The organism is Anaeromusa acidaminophila DSM 3853, assembly GCF_000374545.1.
Classification (GTDB): domain Bacteria; phylum Bacillota; class Negativicutes; order Anaeromusales; family Anaeromusaceae; genus Anaeromusa; species Anaeromusa acidaminophila.
In genome coordinates, this window is sequence record NZ_KB894596.1 from 1 (window position 1) to 13,837 (window position 13,837).

The window sequence follows — 13,837 nt, forward strand, 5'->3', positions numbered from 1 at the left end:
CTAGAATGAAAAACGCGGGTCTTCAACGCTCCATGTCAAAGAAGGGGTGCTCTCCAGACAACTCTGCTTGTGAAGGTCTGTTTGGACGTTTGAAAAATGAAATGTTCTATAATCGTAACTGGTCCGGTGTAAGCATTCATCAGTTTATCGAAATCCTTAACAACTACTTAATCTGGTACAATGAAACAAGGATTAAAACGTCACTGGGAAATAGAAGTCCATTGGAGTACCGACGAAGTCTTGGATTGGTTGCTTAGGGTGTCCAAGATATCGTCCGCACCCCCTAAGGTAGAATAAGTTTCGCAAATTGGAAAAAGAAAAAGGACATGAAAGCAGCTCGATGGAAGAATAAAGTTACCACACCCATTCATCGAAAGGAGCTGCAAACATGTCTAATAAAATTATACAGTTGAACGAGGATGCCATCAAGGGAGAACTAAAGGAATTGGTTCGTAACAGCGTGGAAGAAACGCTGAACAATCTCTTAGATCAAGAAGCAAAAGAGCTAACGCAAGCGGCGAAATATGAACGAACCCAAGTCCGCCAAGGGTATCGATCCGGTCATTACAGCCGAAATCTAACAACGACCTCTGGTGATGTAACCTTAAAAGTACCCAAATTAAAGGGCGTTCCCTTTGAAACTGCCATTATTGAGCGATACCGCCGCCGCGAAAGTTCAGTAGAAGAGGCGTTAATCGAAATGTATCTAGCTGGCGTTTCCGTCCGCCGGATTGAAGATATTACCGAAGCCTTATGGGGCAGCAAAGTCTCGCCGTCTACCATCAGCGAATTGAATAAGAAAGCCTACGTGCACATTGAGGAGTGGCGAAATCGCCCGTTACATGGCGGACGATATCCGTATGTGTATGTAGACGGCATTTATTTGCGCCGCAACTGGGGCGGAGAATATGAAAACATCAGCATTCTTGTTGCTATCGGCGTAAATGAAGATGGCTACCGCGAGGTTTTGGGAGCTTCTGAAGGTATGAAAGAAGACACAGCTAGTTGGATGGAATTCTTCAAATGGCTCAAAGGTCGGGGACTAGATGGAGTTAAACTTATCATAGGAGATAAATGCTTAGGTATGCTTGGGGCGGCAAACGAGGTGTTCCCTGACGCCAAATACCAACGTTGTACAGTTCATTTTTACCGAAACGTATTCTCCGTAGTGCCTCGCTCAAAAGGAAAATTAGTAGCCAAAATGCTTAAAGCCATTCATGCTCAAGAAAACAAAGAAGCCGCTCGAGAAAAAGCAAAACAAGTGGCGCAAACGCTCCGCGAAATGAAGTTGAAAGAAGCGGCTGCTAAAGTGGAAGCCAGCATAGAAGAAACACTGACCTATATGGGCTTTCCCTCAGAACATTGGATAAAAATCCGTACCAACAATGTGATCGAGCGCCTAAACCGAGAAATTCGAAGGCGAACAAGAGTCGTCGGAACCTTTCCAGACGGCAATTCGGCATTGATGCTTGTTTGCGCTCGTCTTCGCCATGTTGCCGGAACCCAATGGGGCAGTAAAAAATATATGAGCATGAAGCATTTTGAGCCATCTTACTCAGAAGAGTAACTCGGTTTCCCTAGAGCTGCAAAAACGAATTTGCGAAACGATCTTGACGGTACCGATTTTTCTATGGTTGGCTTCAATGATTAATGGTGAATTTTAGGTAATTGCTAAAAAATATAGGGGGTTGGCAGGAATTTGAAAATGAGAATGGTATAGTTAACCGTGAACTCAATATATTGGACAGGTAACATTCAAAGCTCAATGGCAGAAATAAGTATTGCTAGTTGATTACGTAGTTGATTGTGGAATGCTGCTGCTTTCAGTGAACTAAAATAGAACTTTTATAATCTGTGCCAAGGAGGTGCCTTATGGAGCCGAAAAATCCTGATTTTACCGCTATATACCAAGAGTTTGCAAAACCAATAGAACGGTATTTGCTTAGGTTTTTGGAGCCTAGAGAAGCTGAAGAAGTTACACAAGAGGTTTTTTTAAAAGTAAATTCAAGCTTGGCAGACTTTCGGCATGAGGCAAAACTTTCTACGTGGATCTATAAGATTGCTACTAATATGGCGATCGATCGACTAAAAAAGGCTTCTTATCGCTTTGAGACAAAACAAATTTCGCTGCAAGAATCGGAGCGAAGTGTGCCAATGGAAGCGCAACATGCGAATTCAGTGGAGTCAAATACAATTCATAAAGAAATGAATCAGTGCATTCGAGGCGTTATTGATAAATTGCCGGAGAACTACCGGATGGTAATCGTATTAAGTGAGTTAGGGGGATTTTCAAATCAAGAGATTTCCGAGGTGTTGGGATTGAGCGTTGGCGTTGTGAAAACGCATCTTCATCGAGGCAAGACGCGGCTTAAAGAAGAGCTTATAAAGGCCTGTGACTTTTCTTGGGATGAAAGAAATGAATTTTCCTGTGATCCCAAAAGAGGATGAATTGTTTTCAGTGCTTATAAAATACCGTCTGTCTTATAAAGGCAAGCGGTATTTTTTTTGTTCAAGTGTATCTTTTTTGGTCTATTTCTCGTCTATATAAGAAAAGGAGGTGTAATATATGGCTATTTCTGAACAAGTTCGTTCTTTAATCTCTATTGGTGTTTCTGTAGGAGTTAATTGCCAGCCTTGTTTGCAGTACCACGTTGCAAAAGCAAAGGAAAACGGAATTGACGAGAGTGACATCCTTGAGGCGATTGCAGCAGGCAAGGCAGTGCGAAAGGGCGCAGCTTATAAAATGGATGAATATATTAAAGTAATTGCTGGAAAAAGCGCAACAGGAACGGCAGAGCGGGAATTGCTTGCTAGCCATAGTTGCTGCAAAAGCTAAAGAAACCATTGGATAAGAAAGGGGGATATAGATGTTAGGAGAAGAGAATAATGAGTTGGTTTTGCTTTTTGCATGCGCGGGAGGCTCTAACGTAGGACAACTGGCAAATGAAGCGGGGAAAGCCTTGACGATGGAAGGCAAAGGAAAGCTATTTTGTTTAGCTGGAATTGGCGGACAGGTAGAAGGGATTGTAACGGCAGCAAAAGAGGCGAAGCAAGTGATCGCTATTGATGGATGTAGCGTTCGATGTGCAGGAAAAACTCTTGAAAAAGCCGGAGTTGTGGTCCATCGTCATACTGTGCTGACAGAAGTTGGTTTTGAAAAAAATAGCAACTTATCGGTTAGTGATGAGGAAATTGCAAAGGCCAAGATGTATATTGAGTAGTTTGAAGCGAGTAAAGAGGTGAATCGAATGTGGTGGAATTCAGCGAGTTGTCTGAACGGAAGTGAATGGTTGTTTTGTTTCGCTGTGATGCTGGTGGTCGCAATGTTTTTTATGGGTGTTTGCTTTTTCTTTAGAAAGAGAATGGGTATGCTGTGTTGCTGCGGTTCCAATGCTCGTTCGCATTGCGGCGGTTTTTCTAAACTAGATACAAAAGACAATGACCAAGGAAAATAGTTGGAGCTTAAGGAGGCTGTTGTATGGGCGCTTGCCATGCGGGAAATAGCAATGTACGGGTTTGTCCGGAAGGAGCTCGATATGTTGAGAAAAAGATGGAAGGAGAACCCAAGATAGCCATAATGGCCTGTGAGGGAGGCTGCATCAAAGGTGAAGTCGCTAGGGTAGCTGCCAATATAGTAGCGTATCAACGAGCCAGAGAAGAAACGATTAGGATTTGTTTAGGAGATGCAATGACAGGGGAGTCTGGTTTTAGAACTATAATTGAAAGAGCTCCTCGCGTGCTTGTTATTGAAGGCTGCTTCTTGCATTGTGGAACCAAAATGATACAAATGCGTCTTCCAAGTTTTTCTCCTACCATAGTTGAAGCAACAACTTTGTATGATTTCGACAGAGAAAAATATTTTGAAATACTTGATCTTCCTCGGGAGCAGATTGAAGGTTTCGCCGTGCAGGTTGCTTCTCATGTTCAAGACGTGCTTGCAGAAAAGAGGCACAGAAGCGATTCTTAAGCGCTTTGTAAAGTATACAGTAAAATTAAAAAGCGATCTCTTGCGGCAGTGGGCAAGAGATCGCTTTGCTTTTTATGAGGCTATATGGTGCTAATGAAAAAAGGACACGTCATGCAGTTTGTTGGGAGAATAAAATTATCGTGGAAGAAATGCTAAACAATAAACTTATTTTGAAGAAGGTTTACTTGCGCGGATAAAAGCGCTTGCAATCGAATTTTCAAGATTTGCTTGTTCATCTGTAGTTAGTCCTGAATATATATCACTGGCGATTTCGGAAAACTCATAGGTTTGTGTAATTTCAACGTCAACTTTTTCGAAGCCTGCTTTGAGTAGTTTGTTTTGGTACTCTGAAATTGTCATAGCGCCGGAAATACAACCGGCCCAAGCTAAGAGATTTTTTCTTATCTTCTCGGGTAATTCGCGAAGAATTACAATGTCAGAAACGGCAAAACGTCCTTCGGGCTTCAATACTCGGAATGCTTCTTTGAGGACCTTGTCTTTATCGCCAGAAAGATTGATTACACAATTGGATATTATTACATCAACCGTGCTGTTTGGGAGGGGGATTTCTTCAATATGACCTTTGAGAAATTCTGCATTTGTAAGACCAGATAACTCTCGGTTCTTTTCTGCAACTTCCAGCATTTCATCGGTCATATCAAGGCCGTACGCTTTTCCGGTTGGCCCTACTCGTTTAGCAGAAAGTAATACATCGAGACCGGCTCCGCTGCCTAAATCTAGCACTGTTTCACCTTCATGAAGTTCAGTGAGAGCAGTTGGGTTGCCACATCCAAACGAAGAAGCGAGTATATCTTCGGGCAATTCGCTTACTTCTAAATGTGAATATAAGTTGCTTGTTATTTGACTTGTACCGCCGGTGCCACCACAACAAGAAGAACTATTGGCGCCGCAGCCAGTTCTGCTTTGAATGGCCTCTGCATATTTTTTCTTAACCGTTTGCCTGATCTTATTCATTACTTGACCCTCCTTTAACTTGTCTAGAGATTGAGTCTTCGATCTTGGTATCAAACATGGTGCTTTCCGTAATCGCTTTTAATAAATGCGGGAGAGCTTCATAGACTACGCTTCTAGTTTCGCTAGGAATTGAGTCGATAATTTTCGAGTAATATGCCTCCAGACTTTCATTGATTGAAGTAAATACGTTACGACCCTTGTCTGTTAATTCGATGGTTACATATCGGCGATCTTCAGGATTTTCCTTTCGATGTACCAAGTTGCCTTTAACCATGCTCTCAAGAGTGCGACTTACAGTGCTTCGGTCAAGATTCAGCAATTTTGCGCATTCGTTTGCTGCCATTTCTCCAGCGTTGCCTATTTCAATTAAGGCGTGACATTGTGTAAGTGTGACTCCACAGCAAGAAGTTTCTTTTTTTTGCAGATATCCTTGTTTTCTTAATGACACTCTTATGATGTCTCTAAGTAACATAGCTCCTTGTTTCGAATCCATAGTAAGCTCCTTTCATTAAAACTTGTTAGAATAATTGTAACATGCACTGATTGCAAAATACAACTATATTTATAAAGAGCTTGCAAGCAAAATCTAAATACCTATTCAATACAGAGAATATCTGGATTTGGCGTAAACCTGTTTTGAATTGACAAATCAGAAAAAAGAAAATATGATTAAAATTGAATATAAGCATACAAAGGGATTAATAAACGTAGCTTTGCATAGGACCTAAACAATAGAGAGGATGCTTTATATGCTTTTAGAGGAAAAACTACCCCCAAAGTATGTGTTGCTTCATGGGAATATTATTACCATGGATGATGCTAATTCAAAAGCAGAAGCAGTTGCGATAGATAATGGTCAAATTGTTTGTGTTGGCTCATTAAGCGATATGAAAAAATTTTTAGAGCAAGGCTGGCCCTATTATGATGTTGGTGGGAAGACCGTTATACCAGGCTTTATCGACTGCCATAGTCATTTGGATCTTACGGGAATCATGCAAAGCGGATATCAAGTTGATGAAATCTCAACCATTAGCGAACTGATACTAATGATTCGCCAACTTGCGAGTACAATACCGGAGGGGCAAACCATACTTCTTTTTGGCTTGGATGAAACCAAGCTTAAAGAGAGAAGAGTGCCGGGCAAGGATGACCTGGATCAAGCGTCGATACGGCATCCCATTGTCTTATTGCATTATACTTGGCATCAAACATTTTTAAATTCTACCGCTTTGCAACGATTTCAAATTACGTCAGGGCAACTGGGGGCAGTTGCAGATAACGGAGAATTGACTGGGGTTCTAAAAGACCCGGTTGCGTTTGAGGTTAATAGCGCTGTTATTAAGGAAATTCCGGAAGAAACAATTGAAAAAGGAATCGTTCAAGTAGTTGAAAAAGCACTACGGCATGGCCTTACAACCATCCATACTATGCAAGGTGCTATGGGATTAGATCAACTAACAGAGCTGATGCTTCGTTTGCAAGAAAAGCTACCGATTCATCTTCTCTTTTGGGAGCAATCCAACAATGTTGAACGAGCAATAAAAAATAAGCTTTCGAGAATTGGTGGTTGTGGCTCTATGCAGGCCGATGGAGAGGTCGGCAGCAATACCGCTGCGGTTTTTGAAAATAGTACAGAGCGAATAGTGCATAGAGGATTGCTGAATTATTCTCAGGACTACTGGGATAAGTTGATCTTGGAAGCGCATAGAAATCGTTTGCAATTTGCAGCTCATGCCGAAGGAGAAGCAGGAATTGAAGCGGTACTAAGCGCTTTGGAAAAAGCGCAGAAAGCCTATCAGCGAGCAAATTCCAGACATCGAATTGAGCATATGGAGCTGCCAACATTAGAACAATTAAACCGTATGTCTCAAATTGATGTTCTTGCCTCTATGCAACCTGCTTTCGCCAATGTAAAACCGAGTGAATTTAGAAAACTGCTCCGTGAGTATGGGGAGCAAAGAATGAGGTATTTCAACCCGTTAAAGAGCGTTTGCAGGCTCGGAATTAAGCTGGTAGGAGGCTCTGATAGCCCGGTGACGCCCTATGATCCGTTGTGGGGCATTCATTGCGCGTTGAATCATCCGGTTAAAGAGGAACGCCTTTCGGTATGGGAAGCGCTACGGATGTTTACTATTTGTGCAGCTTATAGTGGCTTTGAAGAAAATTTGAAGGGCACCATTGAAGAAGGAAAATTAGCCGACTTAGTAATTCTTTCAGCAAATCCTTTTCAAGTTAAACCAGAGGAATTTTGGCAATCTGTCAAAGTGACAGCTATATTGGTAAAAGAAAAATTATATCGTGCACAAAGCGATGGCGGCATGGAGCTGACATCAATTTAACGTTGAGAGGATGTGAAATTATGGAAGTTATAGTTGCCGGCTTGTTTGTGTTGGCAATTCTTTCTGGTATGTTGGGACTAGGCGTTGCTTTTGCAGCAGTACCTTTTTTGAGCTTTTTCATGCAAGACTTGGTGCATCAAGTTCAACCGATCAGCCTGTTGTTAAATGGTGTAACGGCGTTGTTTGCAGTTGCCGGTTTTGCGAGCAGCGGCTATGTGGTGTGGAAAAAAGCATTTACACTGGCTCTTGTGACAACGTTGTTTGCTCCAGTTGGGTCATGGCTGGTTCAGTTTGTGCCACAAAGCTATATTTGGTATATATACTTGGCTGCGGTATCTTTCTTGGTGTATCGACTGTTTCGGAAGGCGCAAGCCGCAACGGAAAAAGAGAATTTTAAGTTAGTATTGATACTGGCAGTTCCTATTTCTATACTAAGCGGATTTTTAGGTGTTGGCCCTGGATTTTTGCTAATGCCGACGCTCATCCTATTAGGATTTCAAGCGAAGCAAGCGGCGGGAATCAATGCGTTTGCAGTTACACCGCCTTCATTTTCTGCACTAATCCCGCATTGGCAAACCGCGCAATTTGACGTAGAGCTCGTAACGTATTTGGTTATTGCAGGAGCGGTTGGCTCTTTTATTGGCGCAAAGGTTACCAGTGTTTTCTTACCTAGTGATCGGTTGAAACAGCTTTTCGGTATCCTGATTATCGTAATGACTGGGTATAAAGTGTATCGCTTTATTTGTGGGTGAGGTGGTCTGAACGCTCTATAGTATTGAGCCATAGAATGGTGAAAATGCTATTGACAAAGGCCATAAGGAACAGTACCATATGATTGTATTCGGTTTTGTGAATATAAAAGGAGGTTCAAATGCTAGAAGTTCTAAAAGCCCTCGGTGACGAGAGTCGACTGCGGATTGTCCATCTTTTATTGCAGGGGCCGTTGTGCGTATGTGAGCTTGAATATGTACTGGCAATGAGCCAAACGAATGTATCGAGGCACTTGGCGAAATTAAAGCAGGCCAAAATCGTACAGAACGTTAAACAAGGGCAATGGGTTAATTACCAGATGGATGAAACTTTTCTAGCCAATGAAAGCGCGCTAATCGAATATTTAAAAGAAAAATTTCTTAGCAATGCGTCATTTCAAGAAGATTTGTCTTCCTTATTGAATCATCAAGTGGAGTGGGACAATTGTTTGAGTCCCTCCAGGAAGTATTTACAAGAAAAATCAAATCATAAAGGAGCTGTCTAAGCATGAAAAAAATTACTTTTTTTGAGCCTGCTATGTGTTGTTCCACCGGTGTTTGCGGTCCGAGCGTCAATCCGGAGTTGCTGCGGGTGTCAACTATGCTGGACTTGTTGGCTAAAAAAGGCGTAACCGTAGAACGGTTCAACCTTTCCACGGTTCCTCAAGCTTTTGTGGAGAACAAAGAAATCAGTCAATTGTTACAGGAAAAAGGGGTAGAAGCATTGCCTGCCATTTATGTAGATGGCGAGCTTAAGCAAACCGGCGGCTATCCAGCAACAGCGGAAGTGGCAGCTTGGTTTGGCCTGCAGGAAAGCGATCTGCAACCGGCGAAAAAGACGTCGTCATCTTGCTGCTGCGGTGACGGAGGATGTTGTTAATGAAGAGCTTTCCTTTATATCAGGCCAACGTAGCAACGGGGCTCAAGTATTTGTTCTTTACCGGCAAAGGCGGCGTAGGTAAGACGTCAACCGCTTGCGCTACGGCGGTATCCTTAGCTGACGCTGGCAAAAAGGTGCTGCTGGTTAGCACCGATCCGGCGTCCAACCTACAGGATGTATTTGGACGTGATTTGGATGGCAAGGGAGTTGCTATTGACGAAGTACCTGGCTTGGTAGTAGCCAACTTGAATCCGGAAGAAGCGGCCCGTGAGTATCGGGAATCTGTCATTGGACCTTATCGGGGTAAATTGCCGGACTCGGTGCTTAAAAACATGGAAGAGCAGCTGTCTGGATCTTGTACCGTCGAAATTGCCGCCTTTAATGAGTTTTCTCGCTTCATTACTGATGAGGCATTGCAGCAAAAGTACGATCATATTTTGTTTGACACGGCGCCTACGGGACATACGCTGCGGATGCTGCAGCTTCCTTCGGCTTGGAGTTCCTTTATCAGCGAGAGCACACACGGAGCCTCCTGCTTGGGTCAGTTGGCCGGCTTAGAAGAGCAAAAGGATATGTATAAGCAGGCGGTTGCTACGTTGGCAGACGGCAAATTGACTGCGCTAGTGCTGGTCACCAGGCCGGAAGAGTCGCCCCTTAAAGAGGCGGCGCGTTCATCCATGGAACTGCGTGATTTGGGTATTAAAAACCAATTGCTGGTGGTAAATGGCTTAGTTGCCGATGATATGGTGGCGGATGAACTGGCGCAAGCTATGCAAAGCAAGCAACAAGAGGCTTTAACGTCCATGCCGGAAGAATTGGCAGGCATTCCTCCTTACAGCATTCCTCTGCGTGCTTATAATGTAACGGGTCTGGAGAACATTCGCGCGATGCTCAAGCCAGAGCAGCCTATGACAGCGAGTGAAGAGGCGGTAGAACGTTTGCATAATTTGCCGGCTTTACGTACGCTGGTGGACGAATTGCATAAAACTGGTAAAAAAGTTATTTTTACCATGGGCAAAGGCGGTGTCGGCAAAACAACGCTGGCAGCGGCTATCGCACTAGGCTTGGCCCAAAAAGGAGCCAAGGTGCAGCTTACGACAACTGATCCGGCGGCGCATTTGGAGTTTGTCTTAAGCAAAGCGAAAGGCATTACCCTCAGTCATATTGATGAAGAAAAAGAGCTGGATGCATATCGCCAGGAAGTATTAGCGCGTGCGGCGGAAACCATGGGTGGCGACGATCTGGCTTATATCGAGGAAGACCTTCGTTCTCCGTGTACGCAGGAAATTGCCGTTTTTCGCGCTTTTGCCGAAATTGTGGCGAAAGCAGGCGACGAAGTGGTTGTTATTGATACGGCTCCCACCGGTCATACGCTGTTGCTCTTGGACGCGACGCAAAGCTATCATCATGAAGTTGAGCGCACGCAAGGGCAAGAAACGCCGCTATCAGTGCAGCAGTTGCTGCCGCGGCTGCGCAACGAAGCGGAAACGGAAGTGGTTATCGTTACGCTTCCCGAAGCGACGCCGGTTTTTGAAGCGGAGCGTTTATCCGATGACCTGGCGCGCGCCGGTATTCATAACAACTGGTGGATTGTGAATGCCAGCTTCCGGGCGACCAATACGACGCATCCCTTGCTGCGGGCCAGAGCGTTATCAGAAGCCGCTTGGATTGAGCGGGTAGCGGCGCGCTCGAAGGGGCATTATGCGGTTATTCCTTGGGAAAAACGAGAACTAAAAGATGAAGTACTGTTGGAGTTGCTCCAATAATCAAAAGAGCGGTATGTCGTAGCTACGGACATACCGCTCTTTTTCCAAAGAAGCTTAATCTTCATTTAACAATGCAGTTATAGCCAATTGGTTTTCTGTGCGCTATGCTGAACTATGATTACGATGCTAATGGAGGAGCTTTTTGATGAAGATTCTTATTATTGGCGGCGTTGCAGCAGGTACTTCTGCTGCAGCGAAGGCTAGACGCAACAATGAGACGGCGGAAATCAAGATTTTCGATCAAGATGAAGACATGTCTTACTCAGTATGCGGTTTACCCTATTATATCGGAACGGAAGTGAAAACAAGAGAGGAACTAGTTCCGAGAGACGCTGCTTTTTTTAAGAAAAAATACAATGTGGACGTATATATGGGGCATCAGGCAGTAGCCATTGATATAGCGAACAAAGTGATTATCGTGAAAAATCTTCGCTCGCAAGAGCAATTCGAAGAAGCCTATGATCGATTGATTTTGGCAACGGGTGCCAGCGTGCGAATTCCCTCCATTCCTGGAATCGAAAAAGAAAATGTATTTTCTCTTCGTAATGTACGCAGTGCTGACCGAATTAGAGCCTATGTACTAGAACAGCAGCCCCAAAGAGCTGTGGTTGTTGGCTCTGGATTTATCGGGTTAGAAGTCGCCGAAAACCTAAAGGCCAGGGGACTAGAAGTAACCATAGTGGAAATGGCATCGCAAGTCATGCCGGCGCTAGATGCGGATATGGCTATATATGTAGAAGCGGAGCTGCGCAAGAAAGGCGTGTCGGTTATTACCGAAGATTCGGTGGTTTGTTTTGAAGGCAAGGATCGAGTTAAGCAAGTCGTGTTAAAAAGCGGCGAAAAAGTAACTGTTGATATGGTGATTGTAGCGGCAGGCGTGCAACCGAATGTCTCTTTGGCGCAACAAGCTGGGGTTAAGCTTGGTGTTACCGGCGCAATTGAGGTGAATGCAAAAATGCAAACAAGCGCGCTGGATGTGTATGCTTGCGGCGATTGTGCGGAAGGGTTTTCTTTATTGACTCAAGCTCCCTTCTATCGCCCGATGGGATCTACTGCGAATAAAATGGGACGGATTGCTGGTGATCAGGCAACTGGAGGAATGCTGGAATTCCGCGGCGTTTTGGGAACGGGCATTGTAAAAATATTCGATTTGACGGTGGCGCACACTGGCATGAGTGAGCAGCAAGCTCGTAAGGAAGGCTATGCTGTTGTTGTGTGTCATAATATAAAGCCGGATAAGCCAGAGTACTTTCATGGACAGGAAATGGTCATTAAAGGGATAGCTGACGAAACGACAGGGCGCCTTCTAGGGGTTCAGATTGTGGGAAAAAGCGGTGTCGATAAACGTATGGATGTATTTGTGACCGCCATTAGCTTTGGAGCGCATGTAGAAGACTTATTTCATCTGGATTTAGCCTATGCGCCGCCTTTTTCTACGACGAAAGATCCAGTTTTATATACCGGCATGATTTTGGATAATGCCATTTCCCGAGGGCGAAAGCTGATAACCAGTGAAGAATTGGCGCGCAAACAGCAAAGTGGCGCGGAAGTCATTGTGATTGATGCCAGAGCAGCAGGGCAATATGAAAAAGACCATGTGCAAGAGGCTTTGAATATTCCTCAAGAAAAGCTAAGGGAAGCGGCAGAAGCATTAGATAAAACAAAGATGATTGTGACATATTGCAATAAAGGCGTAACAGGCAATGCGGCACAAAACATATTGCTGAACCGAGGCTTTGCACAGGTGTATAATCTGTCCGGCGGCCATAAACAGTATCAGAGAATACAACAACACCTCAGCCGGCAAGAAGACCCGGGAAAATAATTCGCCAGGAGGGAATTCAATGAGTGAGGGTAAGCCTCGGTTTTGCTGCAGCAGCGGCGAGTGCTGTTCGCCTGCGCAAGAAAGCAAGCAGGTGATATCAATTTTCTCTACCTGGACCTTAGCGTGTGTCAGCGCTGCCAAGGAGCGGAGCAAACGCTAACTCTTTGTTAGAAACTATAAAGAAGGATGTTCGGGAGTAGTTTGAGGAGGGCTTCTGACATGTGTAAAAAAGGGTATATTCGACTAGATACGGGAGAAGAAACAATTTTTTTACCGTTACGGTCAGATGTTAAGAAAATTTATATTGAAGTGACAACTAGCTGCAATTTTAATTGCATTACCTGCATTCGCCATTCTTGGAGTGACGAGGAAGCCTCCTTGTCTTGGCATGACTTTTTAGAGGTAGTAACGCAACTCAAGGAATTTCCAGAGCTTCAAAGTGTTCACTTGGGAGGGTTTGGAGAACCTATGATACATCCCAATATTTCAGATATGATTCGTCTACTTCATGCTCAAGGATACCAAACCGAAATGATTAGTAATGGGTCGCTATTGACGCCGGCTATGTGCGAGAACCTTTTAGACGCAGGTTTGGACTGGCTATTTGTATCGTTAGATGGATCTGATTCGGGAAGTTATGCGGCAATGAGGCCAGGGGCAGACTATACAGAAGTAGTAAGTAACTTAGTGTGGTTGCAAAATGAAAAGAAAAAGCGTCGCCAGTTAACACCTTTCTTAGGTGTAGAATTCGTCGCGACAAAAAGTAATTTCTCCCATTTGCCTCAACTTCGACGGGTGTGCGATAAATTAGGCGTGAGCCGATTGGTGGTAACTCATGTCTTGCCCTATCATGAAAGCATGAAAGATGAAATTCTCTATGATCAACAACGAACTTGGGAAGAATTTGGTTCCGAAGCTCCTCAATTGTCGGTTAAAACAGGATTGCCTTTAGAATTACGTACAGAGAGGAATTGCCGTTTTGTTGAAGGGAAATCCTTCGTAATTACTGCCGCAGGAAAAGTGGCTCCCTGTTATGCTTTTATGCATGAGTATGATTGCTATGTTCTGGGACGAAAAAAAAGGATGAAGCCATATCATATTGGCGATATCCGTGAAAATACGCTAGCAGAGCTTTGGCAGAAAGAAGAGTATGTGCGATTTCGGTGGGCGGTGCGAAATTCTCTTTTTCCTTCCTGCGTAGACTGCCTCCAAGCGGATGGATGTGTCTATTTGCTAGATAACCAAGGAGACTGCTGGGGGAATGAACCTTCCTGCGGCGACTGCTTATGGGCAAGAAAGCTCATCGTATGTCCATAGGGCGGGAGAAGGATTGAAA

The 13,837-nt window shown here is 44.1% G+C and carries 17 protein-coding genes; 15 read left to right on the forward strand and 2 right to left on the reverse strand.

All coding sequences use genetic code 11. From position 1 onward, the window contains the following. The 7 genes from C508_RS0111570 to C508_RS18465 all read left to right on the forward strand — a co-directional run. A partial coding sequence (locus C508_RS0111570; RefSeq protein ID WP_018703734.1) for an IS3 family transposase occupies positions 1-257 on the forward strand: 257 nt, incomplete at its 5' end. 131 nt (positions 258-388) lie between these two features. Continuing rightward, the gene (locus C508_RS0111575; RefSeq protein WP_018703735.1) at positions 389-1,567 is read left to right on the forward strand and encodes an IS256 family transposase; all 1,179 of its coding nucleotides are present in this window, start codon (positions 389-391) and stop codon (positions 1,565-1,567) included. A 305-nt stretch (positions 1,568-1,872) separates the two neighbouring features. Next, positions 1,873-2,448, forward strand: a complete 576-nt coding sequence (locus C508_RS0111580) for an RNA polymerase sigma factor (RefSeq protein WP_018703736.1) — start codon at positions 1,873-1,875, stop codon at positions 2,446-2,448. A 118-nt stretch (positions 2,449-2,566) separates the two neighbouring features. Beyond that, positions 2,567-2,836: a carboxymuconolactone decarboxylase family protein gene (locus C508_RS18460; protein ID WP_018703737.1), complete on the forward strand. Its 270-nt coding sequence runs from the start codon at positions 2,567-2,569 to the stop codon at positions 2,834-2,836. A gap of 31 nt (positions 2,837-2,867) precedes the next feature. Further along, on the forward strand, positions 2,868-3,221 hold the full coding sequence (locus C508_RS0111590) for a putative zinc-binding protein (RefSeq protein WP_018703738.1): 354 nt from the start codon (positions 2,868-2,870) through the stop codon (positions 3,219-3,221). Positions 3,222-3,248: 27 nt separating this feature from the next. Next, the gene (locus C508_RS0111595; RefSeq protein WP_018703739.1) at positions 3,249-3,455 is read left to right on the forward strand and encodes a hypothetical protein; all 207 of its coding nucleotides are present in this window, start codon (positions 3,249-3,251) and stop codon (positions 3,453-3,455) included. A gap of 23 nt (positions 3,456-3,478) precedes the next feature. Then, complete coding sequence (locus C508_RS18465; RefSeq protein WP_018703740.1) at positions 3,479-3,967, forward strand: putative zinc-binding protein; 489 nt, start codon at positions 3,479-3,481, stop codon at positions 3,965-3,967. Between the two features lie 165 nt (positions 3,968-4,132). On the opposite strand, the gene C508_RS0111605 is transcribed toward C508_RS18465, so the two are convergent. Both C508_RS0111605 and C508_RS0111610 read right to left on the reverse strand, forming a co-directional pair. Beyond that, positions 4,133-4,942 carry an arsenite methyltransferase gene (locus C508_RS0111605; protein WP_018703741.1) on the reverse strand — a complete coding sequence of 270 codons (810 nt, stop codon included), beginning with the start codon at positions 4,940-4,942 and terminating at the stop codon, positions 4,133-4,135. Beyond that, a complete protein-coding gene (locus C508_RS0111610) occupies positions 4,935-5,435 on the reverse strand; it encodes a MarR family winged helix-turn-helix transcriptional regulator (protein ID WP_018703742.1) in 501 nt (166 codons plus the stop codon). Before C508_RS0111610 ends, C508_RS0111605 begins: the two co-directional genes overlap by 8 nt. 256 nt (positions 5,436-5,691) lie before the next feature. Here C508_RS0111610 and C508_RS0111615 point away from each other — a divergent pair, with 256 nt between their 5' ends. From C508_RS0111615 to C508_RS18470, 8 genes are all read left to right on the forward strand, one after another. Continuing rightward, positions 5,692-7,281 carry an amidohydrolase gene (locus tag C508_RS0111615; protein ID WP_018703743.1) on the forward strand — a complete coding sequence of 530 codons (1,590 nt, stop codon included), beginning with the start codon at positions 5,692-5,694 and terminating at the stop codon, positions 7,279-7,281. A gap of 20 nt (positions 7,282-7,301) precedes the next feature. After that, positions 7,302-8,033, forward strand: a complete 732-nt coding sequence (locus C508_RS0111620) for a sulfite exporter TauE/SafE family protein (protein WP_018703744.1) — start codon at positions 7,302-7,304, stop codon at positions 8,031-8,033. A gap of 119 nt (positions 8,034-8,152) precedes the next feature. Further along, complete coding sequence (locus tag C508_RS0111625; protein ID WP_018703745.1) at positions 8,153-8,536, forward strand: ArsR/SmtB family transcription factor; 384 nt, start codon at positions 8,153-8,155, stop codon at positions 8,534-8,536. Positions 8,537-8,538: 2 nt separating this feature from the next. Next, the gene (arsD, locus tag C508_RS0111630; RefSeq protein ID WP_018703746.1) at positions 8,539-8,910 is read left to right on the forward strand and encodes an arsenite efflux transporter metallochaperone ArsD; all 372 of its coding nucleotides are present in this window, start codon (positions 8,539-8,541) and stop codon (positions 8,908-8,910) included. After that, positions 8,910-10,676: an arsenical pump-driving ATPase gene (gene arsA / locus C508_RS0111635; RefSeq protein ID WP_018703747.1), complete on the forward strand. Its 1,767-nt coding sequence runs from the start codon at positions 8,910-8,912 to the stop codon at positions 10,674-10,676. The genes arsD and arsA overlap by 1 nt, the downstream gene beginning before the upstream one ends. 145 nt (positions 10,677-10,821) lie before the next feature. Then, entirely contained in the window at positions 10,822-12,501 is a 1,680-nt protein-coding gene (locus C508_RS0111640; protein WP_018703748.1) for an FAD-dependent oxidoreductase, read from the forward strand. Positions 12,502-12,520: 19 nt separating this feature from the next. Beyond that, positions 12,521-12,661, forward strand: a complete 141-nt coding sequence (locus C508_RS20370; protein WP_018703749.1) for a hypothetical protein — start codon at positions 12,521-12,523, stop codon at positions 12,659-12,661. 59 nt (positions 12,662-12,720) lie between these two features. Further along, a complete protein-coding gene (locus C508_RS18470) occupies positions 12,721-13,818 on the forward strand; it encodes a tungsten cofactor oxidoreductase radical SAM maturase (protein ID WP_018703750.1) in 1,098 nt (365 codons plus the stop codon). The last annotated feature ends 19 nt before the right edge of the window (positions 13,819-13,837 follow it).